This is a genomic window from Mycobacterium sp. (genome assembly GCF_040509115.1).
In the GTDB taxonomy this organism is placed as follows: domain Bacteria; phylum Actinomycetota; class Actinomycetes; order Mycobacteriales; family Mycobacteriaceae; genus Mycobacterium.
Genome location: NZ_JBEVLO010000276.1, coordinates 40,077 through 61,304, shown reverse-complemented (window position 1 = coordinate 61,304; position 21,228 = coordinate 40,077). Strand labels below are relative to the sequence as shown.

The 21,228-nt window shown below is 67.2% G+C and carries 21 protein-coding genes and 1 pseudogene; 13 read left to right on the top strand and 9 right to left on the bottom strand.

Annotated elements, in window-relative coordinates; genetic code table 11:
• Nucleotides 1–157 precede the first annotated feature (157 nt).
• A complete protein-coding gene (locus tag ABW137_RS18755) occupies nt 158–1,096 on the bottom strand; it encodes a LysR family transcriptional regulator (protein ID WP_526402677.1) in 939 nt (312 codons plus the stop codon).
• Nucleotides 1,097–1,196: 100 nt separating this feature from the next.
• Here ABW137_RS18755 and ABW137_RS18750 point away from each other — a divergent pair, with 100 nt between their 5' ends.
• The gene (locus ABW137_RS18750; RefSeq protein ID WP_526402675.1) at nt 1,197–1,766 is read left to right on the top strand and encodes a PAS domain-containing protein; all 570 of its coding nucleotides are present in this window, start codon (nt 1,197–1,199) and stop codon (nt 1,764–1,766) included.
• Between the two features lies 1 nt (nt 1,767).
• Here ABW137_RS18750 and pyk read toward each other — a convergent pair whose 3' ends face one another.
• Together pyk and ABW137_RS18740 are read right to left on the bottom strand one after the other, a co-directional pair.
• Entirely contained in the window at nt 1,768–3,192 is a 1,425-nt protein-coding gene (gene pyk / locus ABW137_RS18745) for a pyruvate kinase (protein ID WP_526402673.1), read from the bottom strand.
• Nucleotides 3,193–3,204: 12 nt separating this feature from the next.
• Complete coding sequence (locus tag ABW137_RS18740; RefSeq protein ID WP_526402671.1) at nt 3,205–4,230, bottom strand: ketopantoate reductase family protein; 1,026 nt, start codon at nt 4,228–4,230, stop codon at nt 3,205–3,207.
• Nucleotides 4,231–4,434: 204 nt separating this feature from the next.
• Here ABW137_RS18740 and ABW137_RS18735 point away from each other — a divergent pair, with 204 nt between their 5' ends.
• The 4 genes and pseudogenes from ABW137_RS18735 to thiC form a co-directional block, all read left to right on the top strand.
• Entirely contained in the window at nt 4,435–5,520 is a 1,086-nt protein-coding gene (locus tag ABW137_RS18735) for a Re/Si-specific NAD(P)(+) transhydrogenase subunit alpha (protein ID WP_526402669.1), read from the top strand.
• The gene (locus ABW137_RS18730) at nt 5,520–5,846 is read left to right on the top strand and encodes a proton-translocating transhydrogenase family protein (protein ID WP_526402667.1); all 327 of its coding nucleotides are present in this window, start codon (nt 5,520–5,522) and stop codon (nt 5,844–5,846) included. The genes ABW137_RS18735 and ABW137_RS18730 overlap by 1 nt, the downstream gene beginning before the upstream one ends.
• Entirely contained in the window at nt 5,843–7,264 is a 1,422-nt protein-coding gene (locus ABW137_RS18725; protein WP_526402665.1) for an NAD(P)(+) transhydrogenase (Re/Si-specific) subunit beta, read from the top strand. The genes ABW137_RS18730 and ABW137_RS18725 overlap by 4 nt, the downstream gene beginning before the upstream one ends.
• Nucleotides 7,261–8,700 (top strand): annotated as a pseudogene (gene thiC, locus ABW137_RS18720) (phosphomethylpyrimidine synthase); the annotation flags it as partial. The gene ABW137_RS18725 and the pseudogene thiC, both read left to right, overlap by 4 nt.
• A gap of 66 nt (nt 8,701–8,766) precedes the next feature.
• On the opposite strand, the gene ABW137_RS18715 reads toward thiC, so the two are convergent.
• A complete protein-coding gene (locus ABW137_RS18715) occupies nt 8,767–9,993 on the bottom strand; it encodes an FAD-dependent oxidoreductase (RefSeq protein ID WP_526402663.1) in 1,227 nt (408 codons plus the stop codon).
• Between the two features lie 77 nt (nt 9,994–10,070).
• On the opposite strand from ABW137_RS18715, the gene ABW137_RS18710 reads away from it, so the two are divergent.
• On the top strand, nt 10,071–10,685 hold the full coding sequence (locus ABW137_RS18710; RefSeq protein WP_526402661.1) for a TetR/AcrR family transcriptional regulator: 615 nt from the start codon (nt 10,071–10,073) through the stop codon (nt 10,683–10,685).
• Between the two features lie 69 nt (nt 10,686–10,754).
• Here ABW137_RS18710 and abc-f read toward each other — a convergent pair whose 3' ends face one another.
• Nucleotides 10,755–12,419: a ribosomal protection-like ABC-F family protein gene (gene abc-f, locus ABW137_RS18705; protein ID WP_526402659.1), complete on the bottom strand. Its 1,665-nt coding sequence runs from the start codon at nt 12,417–12,419 to the stop codon at nt 10,755–10,757.
• Nucleotides 12,420–12,520: 101 nt separating this feature from the next.
• Between abc-f and ABW137_RS18700 the strand changes: the two genes are divergently transcribed.
• Nucleotides 12,521–12,649: a hypothetical protein gene (locus ABW137_RS18700; RefSeq protein WP_526402657.1), complete on the top strand. Its 129-nt coding sequence runs from the start codon at nt 12,521–12,523 to the stop codon at nt 12,647–12,649.
• 12 nt (nt 12,650–12,661) lie between these two features.
• Here ABW137_RS18700 and ABW137_RS18695 read toward each other — a convergent pair whose 3' ends face one another.
• The gene (locus tag ABW137_RS18695) at nt 12,662–13,771 is read right to left on the bottom strand and encodes a glycoside hydrolase family 6 protein (protein ID WP_526402655.1); all 1,110 of its coding nucleotides are present in this window, start codon (nt 13,769–13,771) and stop codon (nt 12,662–12,664) included.
• Between ABW137_RS18695 and ABW137_RS18690 the strand changes: the two genes are divergently transcribed.
• On the top strand, nt 13,734–14,993 hold the full coding sequence (locus tag ABW137_RS18690; protein ID WP_526402653.1) for an oxygenase MpaB family protein: 1,260 nt from the start codon (nt 13,734–13,736) through the stop codon (nt 14,991–14,993). The two genes, ABW137_RS18695 and ABW137_RS18690, sit on opposite strands and share 38 nt — an antisense overlap.
• Before the next feature lie 24 nt (nt 14,994–15,017).
• Here ABW137_RS18690 and ABW137_RS18685 read toward each other — a convergent pair whose 3' ends face one another.
• Complete coding sequence (locus ABW137_RS18685; protein WP_526402651.1) at nt 15,018–15,650, bottom strand: FMN-dependent NADH-azoreductase; 633 nt, start codon at nt 15,648–15,650, stop codon at nt 15,018–15,020.
• Between the two features lie 103 nt (nt 15,651–15,753).
• Between ABW137_RS18685 and ABW137_RS18680 the strand changes: the two genes are divergently transcribed.
• A complete protein-coding gene (locus ABW137_RS18680; protein ID WP_526402649.1) occupies nt 15,754–16,176 on the top strand; it encodes a winged helix-turn-helix transcriptional regulator in 423 nt (140 codons plus the stop codon).
• A gap of 9 nt (nt 16,177–16,185) precedes the next feature.
• Here the strand turns inward: ABW137_RS18680 and ABW137_RS18675 are convergent, their stop codons facing one another.
• Nucleotides 16,186–16,791 (bottom strand): TetR/AcrR family transcriptional regulator, encoded by a 606-nt coding sequence (locus tag ABW137_RS18675; RefSeq protein ID WP_526402647.1) that lies wholly within the window; start codon nt 16,789–16,791, stop codon nt 16,186–16,188.
• A 128-nt stretch (nt 16,792–16,919) separates the two neighbouring features.
• Between ABW137_RS18675 and ABW137_RS18670 the strand changes: the two genes are divergently transcribed.
• Nucleotides 16,920–17,642, top strand: a complete 723-nt coding sequence (locus ABW137_RS18670) for a DUF2306 domain-containing protein (RefSeq protein WP_526402645.1) — start codon at nt 16,920–16,922, stop codon at nt 17,640–17,642.
• Nucleotides 17,643–17,672: 30 nt separating this feature from the next.
• Here the strand turns inward: ABW137_RS18670 and ABW137_RS18665 are convergent, their stop codons facing one another.
• Complete coding sequence (locus ABW137_RS18665; RefSeq protein ID WP_526402643.1) at nt 17,673–18,419, bottom strand: SDR family NAD(P)-dependent oxidoreductase; 747 nt, start codon at nt 18,417–18,419, stop codon at nt 17,673–17,675.
• 128 nt (nt 18,420–18,547) lie between these two features.
• Here ABW137_RS18665 and ABW137_RS18660 point away from each other — a divergent pair, with 128 nt between their 5' ends.
• The 3 genes from ABW137_RS18660 (at nt 18,548) to ABW137_RS18650 (ending at nt 21,193) form a co-directional block, all read left to right on the top strand.
• Nucleotides 18,548–19,156 carry a TetR/AcrR family transcriptional regulator gene (locus ABW137_RS18660; protein ID WP_526402641.1) on the top strand — a complete coding sequence of 203 codons (609 nt, stop codon included), beginning with the start codon at nt 18,548–18,550 and terminating at the stop codon, nt 19,154–19,156.
• Between the two features lie 94 nt (nt 19,157–19,250).
• On the top strand, nt 19,251–20,552 hold the full coding sequence (locus ABW137_RS18655; protein WP_526402639.1) for a sensor histidine kinase: 1,302 nt from the start codon (nt 19,251–19,253) through the stop codon (nt 20,550–20,552).
• Entirely contained in the window at nt 20,549–21,193 is a 645-nt protein-coding gene (locus ABW137_RS18650) for a response regulator transcription factor (protein ID WP_526402709.1), read from the top strand. Before ABW137_RS18655 ends, ABW137_RS18650 begins: the two co-directional genes overlap by 4 nt.
• Nucleotides 21,194–21,228 lie beyond the last annotated feature (35 nt).

Here is a 21,228-nt window from a genome sequence, read left to right as displayed (position 1 = left end):
GACGGTCATGGTGTTGGCCTTCCTGCCTGTGGTTGTTTCCGTTACACCTCAAGACCTTTCACCGCGTCGGGCGGCCCGTCCAAGACCTGTCGTCTACCGGCCGATAAACGTCGGTTATCACGGCCTGCGGCGTGCTCCCCGATGGTCCAGAACGGTTTCAGTGCCTGCCGAGGTCGGCGACGAAGTCCCTGCGCTCCAGGTCGAACGCGTCGTCCAGCTGTGCTCCTGCCGCCACGTTCACGAATGCTCTGGCGGCCACCGAGGACGATCCTGCGTGGATGGCGATCGAGATCTGGGCGGTGGTCTCCGGCTCGACGAGGCGGACTGCCCTGGCACCTCCCATCGCGGGAATCGCGCGCAACCAGGTGTGCGGTACCACGCTCGCCCAGGCGCCGGTGGCCACGTGCGAGTAGAGCGACGCGACCGAATCGGTCTCCACCTGTGGGAGAGCAACGACGCCGTTGGCCGCGAATGCCTTGTCGATGAATTGGCGGAATCGCATGTGCGGCATCAGCAGAGCGAGTGGAAGCTGAGCGGCTTCGGCCCAGGTGATGCTGCGCGCGCCCGACGCGAGCTGATCACCGGAGACCAACAGCACGTACCGCTCCCGGTAGAGCGGCACCACCTCGAGGCCGGCCCGATCATCGGGGCCGAAGTGGGCGATGGCGGCGTCGAGCTCGAAATCGCGGAGCTGGCGCAGCAACTCGGTGGACGACAACCGCGAGCAGATGGTCACCTTGGCCATCGGATGCAGGCCGCAGAACGTGGCCACCGGCACGGCCGTCGTCGTGGAGACGGTGGGCCCGGTGCCCAGGCGCAACGTTCCGGAGATTCCGGTGCGCATCGCGGCTGCCTCGGCCTTGAGACCGTCGTGCTCGGCGAGGAGGCGCTTGGCCCAGACGACGAGCCGCTCGCCCTCCAGGGTCAGGCCCTCGAAGTTCTGCCCGCGATGGATCAGGGTGACGTCGAGCTCGCGCTCCAGCTTGGCGATCGCCGTGGACAGCGCCGGCTGGGATACGTAGCAGGCGTCCGCGGCCCTGGCGAAGTGCCGTTCCCTGGCCACCGCGACGAAGTACTCCAGCTGGCGCAACAGCACGGGCACTCCTCTCGGCCTCTGCGGCTCATCTTTGCAATGTTGTATGCAGTATGCGTTATCCTCTGGCTGAACGCAATCATCCGACGAGGGAGAGGGCAGCATGGTCGAGAGCAGCGTGGTCGGGAGCAGCACCATCAGCCAGGACTGGCTCGCACAGGCGGTCGTCGCGGAATCGGCGGAGGCCATCGTCGTCACCGATGCCGGCGGCACCATCCGGTTGTGGAACGAGGGGGCCACTCGCATCTTCGGCTACCCGGCTGCCGACGCGGTGGGGCAGAGCCTGGACCTGATCATCCCCGACAAGCTCCGCGAACGGCACTGGAAGGGCTATCAGCAGACGATGGCCACCGGCATCACCAAGTACGGCGACACCCTGCTGAGCGTTCCTGCCAGCCACCAGGATGGACACCGGCTCTCGATCGAGTTCAGCGTGGCGCTGCTGCGCGACGAGGCAGGCGTCATCGTCGGGATCTCGGCGATCATGCGTGAAGTAACCGAGCGCCGCGAGGCCGAGAGAGCGCTGCGCGCCAAGATCTCCACCCTGGAAGAGGCTGAGAGGACGCTGCGGAGGAAGCTCGCCGAGCAAGAGACCCGCGCCGAGTCCGGCCCGTCGATGTCCGTGCAGGGCTACCCTGAGCAGCCCCGCACGACAACGCGTTTCGATTCTTAGCTCACTCGATTCTCAGCACCCGCACCGAGTCGGTGTAGCCGGGCACCCCGCTACGACTGCCGGACACCACCACGACGACGTCACCCGGATGGCAGGCGCCCATGGCCACCAGCGCGCGACTCACGTCGCCCGGCATGGACTCGGCGGCCACGGCGGGGGCCAACACGGCGGACTCGATACCCCAGGAGAACGCCAGTCGCGCCCGCACCTCGTCGTCGTGCGTGAACGCGAGCAGCGGAAGCGGCGATCGCTGCCGGGCCAGGCGTAGCGCCGTGACACCGGTCCTGGTGAAGCAGCACAGCGCCGCCGCACCGAGCCGGCGCCCCACCTCGCAGGCCGCGGCGGCGATGGCGTCGCCGAACGCCGCGTCCCCGCACTCCTCGGCGGCCAACTCGGGGGCCTGCACGCGGCCGATCCCACTTTCGGCGGCTTCCACGATGCGGCCCATCGTGGCGACGGTATGGGCGGGATGGGCCCCGACGCTCGTCTCGGCGGAGAGCATCACCGCATCGGCTCCGTCGAACACGGCATTGGCCACGTCGGAGACCTCGGCCCGGGTAGGGCGGCGATCCGAGATCATCGAGTCGAGCATCTGGGTGGCCACGATGACCGGCTTGGCCGCCTGACGGCACAGCGCAATGGCCCGGCGCTGCACCAGCGGGATCTGCTCCAGCGGCATCTCCACCCCGAGGTCGCCGCGGGCGACCATCAGCCCATCGAACGCCTCGACGATGCCGGGTAGATCCGAAACCGCCTCGGGCTTTTCGAGTTTGGCGATCACCGGGACCCGTCTACCGACCTCGTCCATGATGGCGTGCGCGAGCTTGATCTCCTCAGGCGCGCGCACGAAGGACATCGCGACCATGTCGGCGCCCAGCTCGAGCGCGAACTTCAGGTCCTCGACGTCCTTCTCCGACAACGGCGGGACGCTGACGGCGACTCCTGGCAACGAGATGCCCTTGTGGTCGCTGACCGGACCACCGTCGAGTACCTCGCAGTAGATGTCCGTACCGCTGACCTCCAGTACCCGAAGATCGATCTTGCCGTCGTCGACGAGCAGTCGGTCACCGGGACGCACGTCGTCGGACAGCCCCTCGTAGGTCGTGGAGACCCGGTCGTGATCACCTGGGCAGGCGGCCGTGGTGATGACGATCCGCTCCCCGGTCGCCCACAGCACCGGCCCGTCGGCGAAGCAGCCGAGCCGGATCTTCGGTCCCTGGAGGTCGGCAAGGACGCCGACGACGCGGTCGCGTTCGGCAGCCATCTGGCGGATCATTCCGTACAGGGCCGAGTGCTCCGCCCTGGTGCTGTGGCTGAAGTTCAGTCGGGCCACATCCATTCCGGCCTCGATGAGCTCGGCCAGCACCGGTGCGGTGCTGGTGGCCGGGCCCAACGTGCAGACGATCTTCGCGCGGCGGTTAGCCATGTTGCTTCTCCCTCATTGCAGAGCGGGCTGGACTGCCCGCTCAGTGGTGCGATCGACCACCGCTTCGACGGGCGCATGGGTGCGCGCGAGGAGATCGGTGGCGGCGTGGATGGTGCGCAGCGTGGGGGCCGCGGCGCCGGTCAGGTCGGCCATCTCGACGACGGCAGTCACGATGGCGTCGAGTTCGAGCTGCTTGCCCGCTTCGAGGTCCTGCAGCATCGAGGTCTTGTGGTGTCCCACGTTCTCCGCGCCGCGGAGTCGCTTCTCGATGGCGATGTCCGGAGTGGCACCGACCCTCGCGGCGATGTCGAGCGTCTCCTCCATCAACTGGACGACCACCTGCCTGGTGCTGGGGTTCTGGCAGATCTCCACCATCGTGGCTCTGGTCAGTGCGCTCAGCGGGTTGAACGCGACGTTGCCCATGAGCTTGATCCAAATGTCGTTGCGCAGATCGGCCTCGACGGGGGCCTTGAGCCCACCGGCGATCATGGCCTCGCTCAACGCGATACAGCGCTCGGAGATCTCCCCGGACGGCTCGCCGATCGAGAACCGGGTGCCCTCCAGGTGCCTGATCACGCCGGGCGCCTCGATGGTGGTCGCGGGATAGACCACACATCCGATGGCCCGCTCGGGGGACAGGACCGCGGTGGTGGCGCCCCCTGGATCGACGGCCTCGACGCGACGACCGCGGTAGGGACCTTCCAGCTCGTGGAAGTACCACCACGGGATGCCGTTCTGTGCGGCCAGGACTGCGGTGTGCGCACCGAGCAGCGGGTTGACCAGGGGGCCGCAGGTCGGGTAGCTGTGCGCCTTGAGCCCGAGGAAGACGTAGTCGACCGGGCCGATCTCGGCCGGGTCGTCGGTGGCATTCGGGTAGGCCACGAAGTCGCCGCGCTCACTGAGTACGCGAACGCCGTTCTGCCGCATGGCATGTAGGTGCGCGTTGCGGGCGATGAGATGCACGTCCGCACCTCCGCGTTGCAATGCGGCACCCCAGTACGCACCGATCGCTCCGGCGCCGACGACTGCAATCTTCACGGGCTCTCCTCAGATCGTATGGTGTATGCACCGATGTGCTCCAACGGTGCCTCGCCGTCCTGGCGAAGTCCCTTCGATGCCCAATGCTTGCATACAATATGCAATTGATCTAGCCTCTTTCTTGCCGGACTCGTCAGAGCCGTTGGTGGCCTCAGGACGTGCACCGCCTCGAGCGTTCCGCCCCGCCGCAGCCAGGAGGGAAACATGACGTTGATCGGAGTGCCGAGGGAATCCGCGGTGGGCGAACGCCGAGTTGCGTTGGTGCCCAAGGTGGTAGAGCGACTCTGCGCGACTGGCCTCGAAGTGGTCGTGGAGAGCGGCGCCGGGGTCGGCGCCCTGATCGACGACGACGTCTACGTGCGGGCCGGAGCGGTCATCGGCGATCCCTGGCCCGCCGACGTGGTGGTGAAGGTCAATCCACCGACGTTCGACGAAGTGAGCCAGTTGAAGCCCGGTTCGACGCTGATCGGATTCCTGGCGCCGCGAACCCAGCCCGAACTGGCCGAGCGCCTACGCCTCGCCGACGTCACCGCATACGCCGTCGAGTCGATTCCGCGGATCTCGCGTGCACAGGCGATGGATGCGTTGTCCTCGCAGGCCAACGTCGCGGGGTACAAGGCCGTTGTGCTGGCGGCGTCGTTGTCGACGCGGTTCTTCCCCATGTTGACCACCGCGGCGGGCACGGTCAAACCCACCAGTGCCCTGATCCTCGGCGTCGGCGTTGCGGGGCTGCAGGCGTTGGCCACCGCCAAGCGTCTCGGCGCCAAGACCACCGGATACGACGTGCGCCCGGAGGTGGCCGACCAGGTCCGCTCGGTGGGCGCGCAGTGGTTGGATCTCGGGATCGACGCGGCCGGTGAGGGCGGGTACGCCCGTGAGCTGACGGCGCAGGAGCGCGCCCAGCAGCAGATCGCGCTGGAGCAGGCGATCACCAAGTTCGACGTGGTCATCACCACCGCGTTGGTGCCAGGACGTCCGGCACCGCGGCTGGTCACGGCCACCGCGGTGGAGGGCATGAAGCCGGGCAGCGTGGTGGTCGACCTGGCCGGGGAGACGGGCGGCAACTGCGAGCTCACCGTGCCGGGTGAGACCGTCGTCCGCCACGGGGTGACGATCGCCTCGCCGTTGAATCTGCCTGCGACCATGCCCGAGCACGCCAGCGAGTTGTACTCCAAGAACCTGACCTCGCTGCTGGATCTGTTGATCACCGAAGGGGCGCTGGCACCGGACTTCGACGACGAGGTCGTCGCGGCAGCGTGCATCACCCGCGACAAGAAGGACGCTTCCTGATGTACGACCACCTGTTGGCCAATCTCGCGATCCTGGTGCTGGCCGGGTTCGTCGGGTTCGCCGTGATCTCCAAGGTGCCCAACACCCTGCACACCCCGCTCATGTCGGGCACCAACGCGATCCACGGCATCGTGGTGCTCGGTGCCCTGATCGTGCTGGGTGAACTGCCCTCCGACGCATCGTGGGGGATACGGATCATCGCGTTCGTCGCGTTGATCTTCGGGACCCTCAACGTGATCGGCGGCTTCCTGGTCACCGACCGGATGCTCGGCATGTTCAAGGGCCGCAAGTCCGACGCCGTCGCGGCGATCGAGGCGGACAAGTGAGCTATCTCGTCGACGGCCTGTACGTCGTCGCCTTCGGGCTGTTCATCCTCGGCCTGTCGGGGTTGACCGGACCCAAGACCGCCGTGCGCGGCAACCTCGTCGCCGCGGCGGGGATGGCTCTGGCGGTGCTGGCGACGTTGATCAAGGTGCGGGACACGGCCTCGATCAACTGGATACTGATCGTGGCCGGCCTCGTGATCGGCGTGATCCTCGGTGTGCCGCCAGCCAAGAAGACCAAGATGACGGCGATGCCGCAGCTGGTCGCGCTGTTCAACGGCGTGGGCGGTGGCACGGTCGCATTGATCGCGTGGGCGGAGTTCATCGACACCGATGGGTTCAGCCACGTCGCAGAGTCGCCGTCGGTCGCGTTGATCGTCGGGTCCCTGTTCGCGGCGATCATCGGCTCGGTGTCGTTCTGGGGTTCCCTGGTGGCGTTCCTGAAACTGCAGGAGTCGATCCCGAAGAACGTCGAGAAGTCACTCATCCGCTGCGCCAAGCTGTTTCAGGCCTCCAACGTGGTGCTGTTGGTTGGCGCGGTGGCCGCGGCGGTCTACCTCGGCCTGAACACCGGCAGCCCGGACTGGGCGATCGTGGTGATTCTGGTGCTGGCCGGGGTCATGGGCCTGTTCGTGGTATTCCCGATCGGCGGCGCCGACATGCCGGTGGTCATCTCCTTGCTCAACGCGCTCACCGGATTGTCCGCTGCCGCCGCAGGTCTGGCGCTGAACAACACTGCCATGATCGTGGCGGGCATGATCGTCGGTGCGTCCGGCTCGATCCTGACCAACCTGATGGCCGTGGCGATGAACCGGTCCATCCCGGCCATCGTGTTCGGCTCGTTTGGAGCGGGCGGCGAGGCCGCCGCTGCCACAGCGGGCGACCGGGGCACCGCCAAGGCGACCTCGGCGGCCGACGCCGCGATCCAGATGGCCTACGCCAACCAGGTCATCGTGGTGCCCGGCTACGGCCTGGCCGTCGCGCAGGCCCAGCACGCCGTCAAGGACATGGCCTCGATCCTGCAGTCCAAGGGCGTCGAGGTGAAGTACGCGATTCACCCGGTGGCGGGCCGGATGCCCGGGCACATGAACGTCCTTCTGGCCGAGGCCGACGTCGAGTACGAGGCGATGCGGGAGATGGACGACGTCAACGGCGAGTTCGGCCGTACCGACGTCACTCTCGTCATCGGTGCCAACGACGTCACCAACCCGGCGGCGCGCAATGACCCGAGCTCACCCATCCACGGCATGCCGATCCTCAACGTCGATGAATCCCGTTCGGTCATCGTGCTCAAGCGCTCGATGTCCTCCGGGTACGCCGGCATCGAGAATCCGTTGTTCTTCCTCGGCCACACCTCCATGCTCTTCGGTGACGCCAAGAAGTCCGTCGGCCAGGTCATCGAGGAACTCAAGGCCCTGTGACCAAGCCCGCACAGCGGTTCGACGGACCCTTCGCCGGCAGCACGAAGGGCTATCGCGATCTCGTCGACGTGCCAGGGGGCCGGGTACCGTTCCGACGCGTAAACCTTTCCGACGGAAGGTATCTGGACCTCTACGACACCTCGGGACCCTATACCGATGCCGGAGCGGTCATCGACGTAGCGGTGGGGTTGCCGCCGCGGCCTGGGGTGATCGGTGATCGCGGCACCCAACTACAGCGGGCGCGCGCAGGCATCGTCACCGCCGAGATGGCCTTCGTGGCTGCCAGGGAGGGACTGCGGCCCAAGCTCGTACGCGACGAGGTCGCCGCAGGTCGTGCGGTGATTCCAGTGAACCATCGTCACCCCGAGAGCGAGCCGATGATCATCGGCAGGGCGTTCCGCGTGAAGGTCAACGCCAACATCGGCAACTCGGCGCGCAGCGAGCTCGACGAAATGATGTGGGCCATCCGGTGGGGTGCCGACGCCGTCACGGATCTCTCCGCCGGATGCCGTCCCGACCTGACCACGGAACGGATCCTGCGCAATTCGCCGGTCCCGGTCGGCACGGTGCCGCTGCACCAGGCCATGGAGAAGGTCCACGGCGATCCCGCCGCGTTGACCTGGGAGACCTACCGCGACACCGTTATCGAGCAAGCCGAGCAGGGCGTCGACTACATGACCGTGCACGCCGGCGTCCGATTGGACCACGTGCCGCTCACGGCGGGCCGGGTCGCAGGCATCGTCAGCCGTGGCGGTGCCATCATGGCGGCGTGGTGCCTCAGCCGTCGAACCGAATCCTTCCTCTACACGAACTTCGACGAACTCTGCGGCATCCTGGCGCGGTACGACGTGACCCTGTCGTTGGGGGCGGGCCTGCAGCCGGGATCGATCGCCGACGCCAACGACGCTGCGCAGTTCGCCGAACTACGCACCCTCGGTGACCTCGCGAAGATCGCGAAAGTCCATGGCGTGCAGGTGATGGTCGAGGGTGCCGGACACATGCCGATGCACAAGATCGCCGAGACCATGCGCCTGCAGGAGCAGCTGTGTCAGAGCGCTCCGCTCCACGCCCTCGGCCCGCTCACCACCGACATCGCGCCGGGCTACGACCACATCACGTCGGCGATCGGGGCAGCCGTCGTCGCCCAATCCGGCGCGGCACTGCTGAGCTGTGTCACACCGAAGGAGCATCTGGCGGCGCCCGATCGCGCCGAAGTCAAGGACGCCGTCATTGCGCACAGGATCGCCGCTCACGCTGCGGATCTCGCCAAGGGGCACCCTCAGGCTCAGGCGCGTGACGACGCACTGTCACGGGCCCGCTTCGAGTTCAGTTGGTACGACCAGTTCGCGCTCGCACTGGACCCGGGCACTGCACGCAAGGCCTACGAACGGACCGACTCGACCGGACCGGCCAAGCTCGCGCACTTCTACTCCCTGCGAATCAGTCACGCACTGCGCTATCTCGAGGATCCGAACACACGGGCGTGCGCGGCGCCCCCGCGCTCACGCGAGGGAGTTGCTTCGGCGAAGGTCGTGGCCTGCCAGGGACAGTCCGGTCGCGGCATCGCGGACGTTGGACAGCAGCAGGGGGCCCAGTCCGAGCCGCTGCAGCCACGGCACCAATGACAACTTCGCGTTGCGGCGCCACAACTGCCCGCGAGTCCGCGAGATCACGGTCGAGTCGGTGCGCAACGCCAGGTCCTGATTCTGGGTGACATACTCCCGCAACCGGTTCCCATAGGCGGCGAAGGCCTGCCGCGGTTGCTCGCACCGCGCGAGTTCGCTGGCCAGGACGTAGGCACCGGCGATCGCGATGCTGGTGCCCTGACCCGACAGGAACGCCGGTGCATAGGCGGCGTCACCGACGAGTGCGATACGACCCTCGCTCCACCGCTCCATTCGGATCTGGCTCACGGTGTCGAAGTAGACGTCCTCGGCGAGTGGAAGGGTCTCGATGATCTCGGCTGTGCGCCAACGGTCTTGACTGAAGCCGACGCGGAGCGCCTCGAGGATTTGGTCGACGTCGCGCGTGTTCACCGACCCCGGGGCCTGGTGGACGAACGCCAGGAATGCTCGGGCGGGTCCGCCACCCTCGGGGTGCTCGACGACGACGGTACGGCCCGGGTGCGAGTACATGTAGCCGGAGCCAGGGGGAAACCGGTCGGGGGGCAGATCCCAGATCGCCGCGTACGGGCCAAGGTGGCGGATGAACTGGTCTTCGTCACCGAAGGCCAGCGCTCGAACGTTCGAGTGAATCCCGTCGGCGCCGATGACCACGTCGAACGACTGGGGCGGATGGTCGACGAACGTGACGGCCACGCTCGAGTCGGTTTGCGTCATGCCGGTGATCGAGTCCCCGAATACGTACGCGATCCGGTTGCCGGTGGCCCGGTACAAGATGTCGCCAAGCGCACCACGCGTGAGTTCGACGTCGCCGGAGCCGGTGTCGCTCAGCAGATCTCCGAATCTCACGGTGGACAATCGTCGCCCGCTGGGCGCGAGCAGCTGGACGGGAACGTGGCGATGGCGCGCCGCAACGATCTCGTCGTGCAGTCCCATCCTCCGGACGACCTCGACCGCCGTCCCCCTGATGTCGATGGGGTAGCCACTCGTCCGCAGGCGACCTGCCCGCTCGACGACCGTGACGTCCCACCCGGCCTCCGATAGCCAGAAGGCGAGTACGGGGCCGGCGATGCTGGCGCCGGAGATCAGGGCGGTGCGGGCGGTCACGACGGTTGCCTCCCAAGATTAGATACAGCGGTGTTGCTTATTGGTGCGACGCTAACACCCTGCGATAAGCTACACAAGTGTCCTCTAACTTGGGATCGGGATCTCGACGTCGCGGTGCGGCGCTGGAGAACGCAATCCTCGACGCGGCGTGGGACCAACTCCTCGAGGCCGGCTACGACCGCTTCACGATCGACGCGGTGGCGACCAGGTCCTCGGCGGCCCGTTCGGTGCTGTACCGGCGCTGGCCGTCGCGGACGGACCTGCTCGTAGCGACGCTCCGCCACCGTGGTGAGGTCGACGCCATCGCGACGCCGGACACCGGAAGCCTGCGCGACGACGTCCTCGCCGTTCTGACCGAGTTCAACGACCGGCGATCCAAGATCATCGGGTTGTTCACCGCCCGCCTCGGCGCATACTTCGACGAAGACGGCGGGTCACCAGCGAAACTCCGCACCCTGTTCCTACCCGACGGTCCCTCGGTGATGGAAACGATCGTCGGACGGGCCGTCGCGCGCGGTGAGATCGGCCCGACACCGCTACCCGCCCGAATCGTCTCGCTGCCCACCGACCTGGTCCGGCACGAGCTCTTCATGACGATGACGGCCGTACCACCGGCGACCATCGTCGAGATCGTCGATGACGTCTTCCTGCCCCTGGCAACGACTTTCGCGGAGGCCCGGGCGGCCCAGTGACGACGTCGAGCGCGCAGACGCTGGAGACATTCAGACGCTGGAAAATTCAGACTCGTCGGACATCCGGGCCTACGACTCGGCGACTCGCCCGCCGCCGACCACCCAAGAGTGGTCCACCCGAACGTTCTGCAACATCCTGCGATCGTGCGTGACAAGAAGCAGCGCACCGTCGTAGCTCTCGAGCGCCTGTTCGAGCTGCTCGATCGCTGGCAGGTCCAGGTGGTTCGTCGGCTCGTCGAGCACCAGCACGTTCGTGCCGATCGCCTGCAACAGCGCCAGGCCGGCGCGGGTGCGCTCGCCAGGTGAGAGGGCGCCGACCGGGCGTTCCACGTGGTCGGCGCGAAGCCCGAACTTCGCAAGGAGCGTTCGCACGTCGGCCGTCGTCCACGACGGCACCCGTTGCTCGAAACGATCGACGAGGCGCCCTGAACCCGTGAAAACCGCACGCGCCTGGTCGATCTCGCCGATCGCGACGTTGGGCCCGAGCGTGGCGCGGCCCTCATCGGGTTGCTGCCTGCCCAGGAGCAACCGCAGCAACGTCGACTTGCCCGCTCCATTGGGCCCGGTGATGCCGATCCGCTCGCCGGCATCGACTTGTAACGACACCGGGCCAAGAACGAAGTTCCCCTGCCGCACAACGGCGTTGTCGAGGGTCGCCACCACCGAGCTCGATCGCGGCGCGGCGCCGATGGTGAATTGGAGTGCCCATTCCTTGCGGGGCTCGTCGACTTCCTCGAGGCGGGCAATCCGGCTTTCCATCTGACGCACCTTCTGCGCCTGCTTCTCGCTGGACTCGGTGGCCGCACGGCGCCGGATCTTGTCGTTGTCGGGCGCCTTGCGCATTGCGTTGCGGACGCCCTGGCTCGACCACTCGCGTTGAGTGCGGGCGCGGGCCACCAGATCCGCCTTCTTGTCGGCGAACTCTTCGTACTGTTCCCGTTTGTGCCTGCGACCCACCTCCCGCTCTTCCAAGTAACTCTCATACCCGCCACCGAACACCGTGGTGGTGTTCTGTGCCAGGTCGAGTTCGAGGACGCGAGTCACGCTGCGGGCGAGGAACTCCCGGTCGTGGCTCACCAGCACCACACCACCACGAAGCTCGTTGACGAACTGCTCCAGCCGAGCAAGCCCGTCGAGGTCCAGGTCGTTGGTCGGTTCGTCGAGCAGGACGACGTCGAACCGCGACAACACGAGGGCCGCCAACCCCACCCTCGCCGCCTGCCCGCCCGACAGCGCGGTCATCGGCATCGACTCGGGCCGCTCGGCGTCGAAGTCAAGGCCGAGATCGGCCAGCACGGCTGGCAACCGCTCGTCGAGGTCCGCCGCGCCCGTTGCGAGCCAGTGATCCAGCGCCGCGGCGTAGGCATCAGCCGGATCCACGTCTGCGGTGCTCCGTGGCGGGTCCGCCAGGGCCTCGGCCGCCGACTCCATCGCCTGCGTCGCCGCGGCGCAGCCCGTGCGGCGCGCGACGTAGGCCGTGACGGTCTCGCCGAGGACCCGCTCGGGCTCCTGCGGCAACCATCCGACGAACGCGTCGGCGGGCGCGAGGCTCACCGTACCGTCGAGCGGTTCCAGATCTCCGGCCAAGATCCGTAGGAGCGTGCTCTTGCCTGCGCCGTTGGCGCCGACGACACCGACGACGTCACCGGGTGCGACCGTCAGGTCAACGCCCTCGAACAGGGTGCGATGGGCGAAACCGCCTGCCACGTTCTTGGCGACGAGCGTTGCGGTCATCGGTCCATCGTCGCATCAGCGCGGGTGGGGAGAAGGCGTGCCTCTCCCGTCATCGAGGTGGGCCGGGGGTTGACTCGGGGGCCTGCGGGTAGTCGAAGTACATGACCGAGCCAGCAGACCAACGCCCCACCACGGAGTCAGACGAGACGGAACCCGTCAGCGGCCCCGGGGGTGAAAGCCCCGATCCCGACTTCGCCGACGACGCCACGATTCCCGACACGGAGACCTGAGGCGCGAGCGGCCTACTGACCGGCGTTGCGAGCCAGGTCGATGGCGAACTGATTGACGAAGGTGCCTGCCCCGGCTCCCCCGCGGCACGAGCCATCGGATTCGCCGGGACGCTTCACCCACAGGAAGGCGTCGACGTTTCCGTTTCCGGTCGCGGTGGTTGGCGCGGCGCCGAGTGCGCGGCCGCTGGGGTTGCACCAGTACAGCGGATCGCCTTCGACCGGTCCGGCGCCGTTGCGCGAGGTGTCGATGACATAGGGCTTGCCACCCGTCATCCCGGAGATCGCATCGCCGTAACCGATCTCCTCTCCGGTGGTGAAGAAGTTGGCGGTGTTGAGGCTGAAGCCCCGCGCCTTGGCAACGCCGACCTGATTCAGCCGGCCGGCCATGTCGTCGGCGCTCACCCAGCGTGAGTGGCCTGCGTCGACGTACAGCGCGGTGGCGGGATTGCGGGTCAGCGTGTCCACCGCGTAGCTCATCAGGTCGAAGCGTTCCTGACGCTGATCCCCCGACAGACAATCGGCCATCGCGAGCGCGTCGGGTTCGAGGATGATCGCCGCAGGCCCTCCGCCGATCGCCGCTGCGACGCCGTCGATCCAGCCTCGGTAGGCGTCACCCGACCCGAACCCGCCCGCGGCGAAGCTCCCGCAGTCGCGGTGCGGGATCCCGTAGAGCGCCAGGATCGGCATGGTGCCTGCGGCCTGCGCCGTGGCGATGTACTTCGCATCCACGGCGGGAGTCGAAAGGTGATCCATCCAGTAGGCCGTCGGCGTGTTGGCGATGGCCGTCAACTCGGGGCTCCCTGCGTTGTTGGCAGCGCGCATGGCCTTCGAGTTGGGGTTGACGTAGAAGGGCAGCCCGGCCAGCGGGTTGCCGTCGGCGACCAGACGTATCCCCGGTGCGGGTGCCGACGGCACCAACTCGACGGAGCTGACCAGGCCGACGACGGCCCCGACCGTCACGAGGGGGAGGAACCATCGTGCGACTGCTCTGGCAGCTGAGGACGTCACCCGAGAAAAACTAGTGTCACGAGGCGGTGAGCGCCAATCACTCCTGCACCGGGGGGCAGTGGGATAAGACAGAGCGATGCCGGAACCCACCGCCCGACCGCCTGCGGGGCCCACCGCCTTCCGCTCGCCGAATCCGCACGGGCGACGCGCGCGACTGCGGAATCTGGTCAAGCGTGTCACCGGCTTCGACCTCTATCCGTCCGCCGCGATCCAGCAGGCCTTCATCGCAGGGCTCAACGAGGGCGACCCCGTCGCAGAGCGGTTCGTCGCCGAGACCTACCACGGCGAGCTCGGCCCGCGGCGCGCCCGTGAGCTCCTGGAGACGGCTCAGCGAGACGGTATTGCCGGTGTCCCCGGTGTCCCCGACTCCTTGCGGTCGCTGCTCGAGGAGTTCGAGCAGCGCCCCGACTGGCTGGACCCGGATCTCGTCGACGAGGGCGCCGCCGTCTGGCGCCGCTGGGCCTACGCGCTCGGCGCACTCGGCAACGCAGGCACCAATGACACCTACACCGAAGGCTGGCTCGCCGTGCCACTTTCGCTGTCCGGCGGTTACGCGGGCGACCGGGCGTTACACCGCTACCTGGAGACCTCGAGGTGGTGGATAGAAGTCTGCCGCGCCGGTGCGATCCTGACGCCGGGGTCGTTGGGCCGCAACATTTCTCTACACGTGCGAGTCATGCACGTCAGCGTCCGCGATCGGGTGAAGACGCACCCGGAATGGGATGCCGAGCGCTGGGGCCTGCCGATCAGTCAGTCCGCCATGCTGCTGACCCTTCTCGGTGGCAGCGTCGCGCCCGCGTTCGGCCTGTTCCTGCTCGGGCATCTCACGTCACCCGGCGAGATGCGCGCGGTTCTGCACTTCAACCGCTACTGCGGCCATCTCGTCGGCGTCCGGTGCACCGGCTATTTTCCCGAGACCGTCGCGGACGCCTGGCGCATTCTGTTCATGGCCGACTCCGCACGCAGCTACGACAGCGGCGACAGTGGTGCCGAACTGGTCGAGTCCTTCGTCCCTGCGTTTGCGCCTCGACATGGGCTCAGAGGTCTCGAACGCGTCCGCGCCGAGTACCACTACCGCTTGCAGGCGGGATACCTCGGGCTGTACATGCTGCCGTGGAACCGCCGACGCTACCGGCTGCCCTCGCCACTACCGGGAATCACGTTGCTGTTGCTGCGATCTCCTCTGATCCTGACACTCGAACTCGCGCGTCGGGTCTCGGGCAGGGTCGATCGACGGTGGCAAGACGTCAACCTCGCGCGATGGGAGCGGTGGTTGCGGTGGCAATCGGCCGGAAGGGCGGCGGCGTTCGAGGCCGTCGTCCCACTGCGCCGTTGATGGCCACCGTCGGACGCTCGCGACTCACGCGGCAAGTCGTTGGCTGAGGCCCCGCCCGTGGATACGGGCCTGCTCCTTGGCCGTCCCGAGTGACTCCTCGTAGGCAGGCACGAGCGTCGCCAGCGCAGGCATCGTCGCCGCCAGCGCCTGTTCGGGGGTGATGAACTGCAGATCCAGCCCCAGCGTGTCCCCCAGCATGAGCTGCAGCCACGGCGTGGCGAAGTCCTTGCCGTCGTTGGGGGTGCCCGGACCGTAGGCGCCGCCTCGGGCCGAGACGACGACGGCGGGCCGCCCCGCGGTGGGGGGAGGAAACGCCAAGGTCCGGTGGAGAACCACGATCTGGTCGATCCACGCCTTGAACGACGCGGGTACCGACCAGTTGTACATCGGCACGGCGAACAGATACGCGTCTGCGGCGAGGAACTCCTCGATCAGCGCATCCTGCAGCACCGTCGCCGTCACGAGTTCCGTTGTGAGGTCGGCCGGATCGGTGCGCCGGGCGACGATGTGCTCAGCGGTGATGAACGGAATCGGATCGGCGGCCAGGTTTCGTCGAACCACGTCGCCTCGCCATTCGTCTCGGACGACGTCCGCCACCACCCGGGACACGGATTCGCCTTCTGCGGCTGACGACTCGACGTACAGCAGGATCGGCATCTTCTGTTCCTCTCATACTTTCAGTGCGTAGCAGCACTCTAGGTGTGTTATGTTGGCCGTACAAAAGGTATCTCGGCGTTCGTAGCGCCCATGGAGGTAGGAAATGGCGGCCACCGGCACGGCTCCGTGCGATCGATGGGGTGAGGACGGACCCTTCATCCGCGAGATCCTCGGCCGGATCAGCGCCAAGTGGACCGTCCTGATCATCGGCACGTTGGCTACGGGACCGCTTCGCTACTCCGAGTTACTGGCGAGGATCCCCGGTATCTCCCAGCGGATGCTCACCGTGACGGTGAAGGAACTCCAGCGCGACGGCATCGTGACGCGGACCGCCTACCCGGAAGTCCCGCCGCGGGTGGAATACGAATTAACTCCCCTTGGTGCGTCACTGTTATCCATCGTGCTGGGAATGGCGGAGTGGGCGGCCGAACATCAGGACGAGATCCGGGCGAATCGAGCGCGGTTCCCCGCCAAGGCGCTCGCCGATGCCGATGTGGGCGCGGATCGAGAACCCGTTCGGCGCTAGCGGGGCGATTCAGACGTACCGGCTCACCAATTCCCGGCAGATGTGTTCTTCGTCGGCGAACCAAGGAAATCTCGGCATGCTCGCTCGGAGGGTGACATAGCCGTGCATGGCTGCCCACAGCAGTGCGGCGTCCTGCTCCGCGGGCCTGCCGGAATTGCCGGCCGATTCGGCGACCGCATCGGTGAGAATCGCAAAGGCCTCGGCGCCGTTGGCGTAAAAGAACATCGGCCCCTCTGCCGCGAGTTGTCTGGTCCTCTCAAGCGTCCGACGGCGCTCGAAGATGGATAGGTACCGCTCGGGCTGCTGGAGCCCGAAGTTGATGTAGGCCATGCAGATTGCGAAGAGACGCTCGGACGGCCTCGCGTCGTCGCGAGCCTCGCGAAGTATTGCGCAGAGCTGCTCGAAGGTCTGCTCCACCACCGCATCGACGATGGCCTTGCCGTCAGCGAAGTGGGCATAGATCGACGGCGCCGACACCCCGACTTCCCTGGCGACGGCCCGCAGGCTGACGTCGTCCTCGTTGCCGGTGCGCTCGAGGATCCGGCGAGCCGCCATGACCAGCTCGTCGCGCAACTTTGCGCCCTCGCCTCGGGCGTTGCGCTGCCGTGCGGGCATGGACCGCCTCTCCGTCTAGGTAAACGTCTGTAAGCCTACTGCCGCCTCGATGGCGAAAATGATGTTGACAGTTGTGTACTTACGTGTGTTTACTTACACGCATAAACCCCGTGCGGACAGGACGCTAGATGACTACGACCGCCCCCGCTCCCGCCGCCGGTCCGCCGCGGCGGCTGCGCACCGCGCCCTGGCTCGTACTGCTCCTGACCTCACTCGCGGTCGCCGTGTACTCCCCCCTCCAGTACGTCGGCGAGACCCTGGAGACGTTGGCCCAGCGCGGCACCGGTCTTGCCGGCACCTACGCCGACCGCCCCGCGCCGATCCAGTTCGTGTTCTACGTCCACATCGCCTTCTCTGGCCTGGCGCTATTGGTCGGCGGCTTTCAATTCTCCCGCCGGATCCGACAGCGGTCCCGGCGAGCGCACCGCTGGATCGGTCGCGTCTACGTTGGCTCGGTGTTCGTCGGCGGAGGGGCGGGTTTGGTGATGGCGGCGGTTAGCTCCGCCGCCTTCGTCGGATTCTTCGGTTTCGGCACTCTCGCGGTGCTGTGGATCTGGACGACGTACCGCGGTTATCGAAGTGCCCGCATCGGGGACTTCGCCGAGCACCAAGCGTGGATGATTCGCAGCTTCGCCCTGACCTATGCCGCGCCGACGTTGCGCCTGTGGCTGATCCTCTTGATGGTCGTCCAGCTTCCGTTCGGTGTCGACGAAGCTACGGCTGCGGCCAATGCCTATGCGCCGGTGCCCTTTCTGTGCTGGCTGCCCAACATCGTGATAGCGGAATACCTCATCCGTCGGCGGGGACTGCCGTCAGTGATTCGAGCTCGCCCGCGCTCGACGACTAGGTGATGTCAGCGAAATCGCCTGCGCCACCGACAGTTAGAACTGGTGCTCGCCGCCGTCGATGTCCAGATTGGCGCCATAGATGAAACTGCTATCGGCGGACGCGAGGAAGGCGACTGCGGCCGCGACCTCCTCGGGCAGACCCAGTCGGCCGATCGGAACCCGCTTGGCGAGTTCGGCCTTCAACGTCGCCCCCGCCTCCGTTCCGACGACACTTTCGACCGCGGGGGTGTCGATCGAGCCCGGCGAGATCGTATTCACGCGGATCCGCCGGTCCTTCAGCTCGTTGGCCCAGGTGCGCGCCAGCGACCGAACCGCCGCCTTGGACGCCGAGTACAGGCCGAAGTTCTCCCATCCGTCGTCGGCGCGGATGGACGAGTTGATGATGACGGAAGCATCGCCGTTGAAGAGGGGCAATGCCTTCTGCACGGTGAGCCACGTTCCGCGCACGTTGACGCCGAAGTTCTTCTCGTAGTCCTCGTCGGTGGCTTGTGCCAAGGGCGCGAAGACGGCCAGGCCGGCGTTCGCAAACAGCACGTCGAGGCCCCGTCCGCGAGCTTCCACGGCGGCGTAGAGCCGATCCAGGTCGCCGGGTTCGGCGATGTCACCCACCACCGGGGTTGCTGCCGCCCCGATCGACTCGGCGGCGGCATCGAGTTCCGCCTGCCGACGACCGGTGATGAAGACGTGAGCGCCCTCGGCCGCCAGGCGTCGCGCGGAAGCCAGTCCGATGCCGGTGCTAGCGCCGGTGACCACGGCAGTCTTGCCCTCGAGGGTTCCCATGTACGTTCTCCTTCATATTTCGGTATCGATCGGTACTGAAGGCAGCCTAGCACTTCGGCACCGATCGATACACAATCCGCCCTCGATTTTCGTACCGCTCGGTGCGGAACGGGTATCATGGCCGAGGTATGGCATCAACCAAGGGAAGTTCCATCGGGCGCCCGAGAGGCTTCGACGTCGACGAAGCACTCCAACGGGCCATGTTGGTGTTCTGGGAGCAGGGTTACGAAGGCGCCTCGCTCACCGATCTGACCGAGGCGATGGGCATCAATCGCACCAGCATGTACGCCGCCTTCGGCAATAAGGAGCAGCTGTTCCACGCGGCGCTGCAGCGGTACATCGACGGCCCCGCCAGTTACCTGACCCGCGCGCTCAATGAGCCGACCGCTCGCCAAGTGGCCGAGGCGTTTCTCACCGGCTCGGTGCACGCCACGACACGGCCCGGCGAACCTCACGGGTGCCTGGCGGTGCAAGGATCCTTGGCCGCGGGAGACTCTGGGCGGGCCGCCCGAGACGTCCTGGCCTCCTGTCGTGAACAGTCCTGGGCGCTGCTTCGCGACCGCTTCGCCAGGTCCGTCGACGAGGGCGATCTGGCACCGGACGCCGATCCAGGCCTGCTCGCGCGATTCATCCTGACCGTGAGCAACGGCATCGCCGTACAGGCTGCCAGCGGGGTGGGTCGCGACGAACTTCAACGCGTGGCCGACGGGGCGACACGGCAGTGGCCGCCCGTCTGAGCGGTGTCGTCCCTGGCAGGTGAGGCTAGCCCTACCCTGGAGGCGCAGGCGCACCGGATGGGGGTGACCACGCCACATGCCTAACGTCGAAGCCATGAGCACACGTGCCGCCCGGCCCGATACGGCCACGTCCCAGCGATTCGGCGTCTTGCGGCAACTCGGGATGGACACCCGCTACGTTCTGCTCGGATTTCCGCTCGCCATCGTGAGTTTCAGCGTCCTCGTCACCGGCTTGTCGGCGGGGCTCGGCACGCTGGTCTTCGTCGTCGGCGTGCCGGTTCTCACAGGCACGGTGCTCGTCGCAAGGTTCTTCGCCGACGTCGAGCGGATGCGGATCCCAGCGGTGTTGCGGCGGCCACTGATCCGGCCGACGTACCGCGCGGCCGGATCGGGAGCCGGGCTGTGGAGGCGGACCGTCGCCCCGCTCACCCAGGCCCAGTCATGGCTGGACGTCGCGCACGGCATCCTGATCTTCCCGATCGCAGCGACCACATTCAGCGTCGTCGTCACCTGGTGGGCGTCGGCGATCGGCGGCACGCTGACCATCGTTTGGGACTGGAGCATCCCGCGCGGTCCGGACAATCGGTCGCTCGCCGAGCTGATCGGGCTCGGTGACAGCACGTTCGCGCGCATCGGCCTGCAAACCGCGATCGGCCTGGCTTGTCTGGTCACCCTCCCCTTCGTGGCGCGGGGTAGCGCGCTGCTCTCGGCCGGCTTCAGTCGGCTCCTGCTGACCGGTGTCGCCGAGATGCGGCAGACGATCACCGTCTTGACGGAGCAGAAGGCCGCCGCGGCGTCCGCCGAAGCGACCTCGCTACGCCGTCTGGAACGCGACATCCACGACGGGCCGCAACAACGACTCGTCCGCCTCGCGATGGACCTGAGTCGCGCCCGCCAGCATGTGGGCGGCGACCAGAAGGTGCTTCGCGACGCACTCGACGAGGCGGTCAGCCAGACCCAGGAGACCCTTGACGAGCTGCGCTCGCTGTCCCGCGGTATCGCGCCACCGGTGCTCACCGACCGTGGCCTGCCGAGCGCGCTCACCGCGTTGGCCGTTCGCAGCACCGTCCCGATCGAGCTCATCGTCGACCCGGAGCTGGGCACCCCGACGGGTCGGCTCGACGCAGCGGTCGAGACGACCACGTACTTCGTGGTCGCCGAGGCGCTGACCAACGTCGCCAAGCACAGCCGTGCGACGAACTGCTGGGTGACCGTCGCCAACGGGCCCGATCGGGTACGCGTCGAGATCATCGATGACGGCGACGGTGGCGCAAGTTTGGCCAAGGGCCACGGCCTGTCCGGTCTGTCCGATCGTGTGCGAGCCACCGGCGGCACCCTGACCGTGACCAGTCCGGAAGGTGGACCAACGACGGTGAGCGCAGAGCTGCCGTGCTGACAGTCGTAGTGGCCGACGACTCGGTTCTCCTCAGGGAAGGCCTCGTCCGCCTTCTGCGCGAGAACGGCCACGAGGTGGTCGCTGCGGTCGGTGACGGCCCAGCGTTGGTACAGGCAGTCGCGGATCACCGGCCAGACGTCTCCGTGGTGGACGTCCGGATGCCGCCGTCACACACCGACGAGGGACTGCGCGCCGCGGTCGAGGCCCGCAGGCGAATACCCGGCTCCCCAGTGCTGGTGTTGTCCCAGTACGTCGAAGTGTCCTATGCCGATGACCTGCTCGCCGACGGCACCGGCGGAATCGGCTATCTCCTCAAGGACCGGGTCACCGCGATCGCCGAGTTCCTCGACGCGGTGGAACGCGTGGCGTCCGGTGGGACGGTGCTCGACAGGGAGGTGGTCGCACAGCTGCTGATTCGGCGTCACAGGCACGACCCACTCCGGACGCTGACGGCGCGTGAGACGGAGGTGCTCTCCTTGATGGCCGAGGGCCGGTCCAACCAGAACATCGCTCGGGCCATGGTCGTCAGCGATGGCGCAGTGGAGAAACACGTCGGGAGCATCTTCGCCAAGCTGATGCTGCCGCCCGACGACGAACAGCACCGCCGAGTTCTCGCCGTGCTGACCTACCTCCGGGGGTAGCGGCACTGCCGACGTGGGTGACGTCGTGCGCGCGT

Bases quoted from the DNA above. Each gene is read 5' to 3' on its own strand.
- ABW137_RS18750 (WP_526402675.1), top strand. From the start codon at position 1,197: ATGGTCGAGAGCAGCGTGGTCGGGAGCAGCACCATCAGCCAGGACTGG.
- pyk (WP_526402673.1), bottom strand. From the start codon at position 3,192: ATGGCTAACCGCCGCGCGAAGATCGTCTGCACGTTGGGCCCGGCCACC.
- ABW137_RS18735 (WP_526402669.1), top strand. From the start codon at position 4,435: ATGACGTTGATCGGAGTGCCGAGGGAATCCGCGGTGGGCGAACGCCGA.
- ABW137_RS18730 (WP_526402667.1), top strand. From the start codon at position 5,520: ATGTACGACCACCTGTTGGCCAATCTCGCGATCCTGGTGCTGGCCGGG.
- abc-f (WP_526402659.1), bottom strand. From the start codon at position 12,419: ATGACCGCAACGCTCGTCGCCAAGAACGTGGCAGGCGGTTTCGCCCAT.
- ABW137_RS18700 (WP_526402657.1), top strand. From the start codon at position 12,521: ATGACCGAGCCAGCAGACCAACGCCCCACCACGGAGTCAGACGAGACG.
- ABW137_RS18690 (WP_526402653.1), top strand. From the start codon at position 13,734: ATGCCGGAACCCACCGCCCGACCGCCTGCGGGGCCCACCGCCTTCCGC.
- ABW137_RS18685 (WP_526402651.1), bottom strand. From the start codon at position 15,650: ATGCCGATCCTGCTGTACGTCGAGTCGTCAGCCGCAGAAGGCGAATCC.
- ABW137_RS18680 (WP_526402649.1), top strand. From the start codon at position 15,754: ATGGCGGCCACCGGCACGGCTCCGTGCGATCGATGGGGTGAGGACGGA.
- ABW137_RS18675 (WP_526402647.1), bottom strand. From the start codon at position 16,791: ATGCCCGCACGGCAGCGCAACGCCCGAGGCGAGGGCGCAAAGTTGCGC.
- ABW137_RS18670 (WP_526402645.1), top strand. From the start codon at position 16,920: ATGACTACGACCGCCCCCGCTCCCGCCGCCGGTCCGCCGCGGCGGCTG.
- ABW137_RS18665 (WP_526402643.1), bottom strand. From the start codon at position 18,419: ATGGGAACCCTCGAGGGCAAGACTGCCGTGGTCACCGGCGCTAGCACC.
- ABW137_RS18660 (WP_526402641.1), top strand. From the start codon at position 18,548: ATGGCATCAACCAAGGGAAGTTCCATCGGGCGCCCGAGAGGCTTCGAC.
- ABW137_RS18655 (WP_526402639.1), top strand. From the start codon at position 19,251: ATGAGCACACGTGCCGCCCGGCCCGATACGGCCACGTCCCAGCGATTC.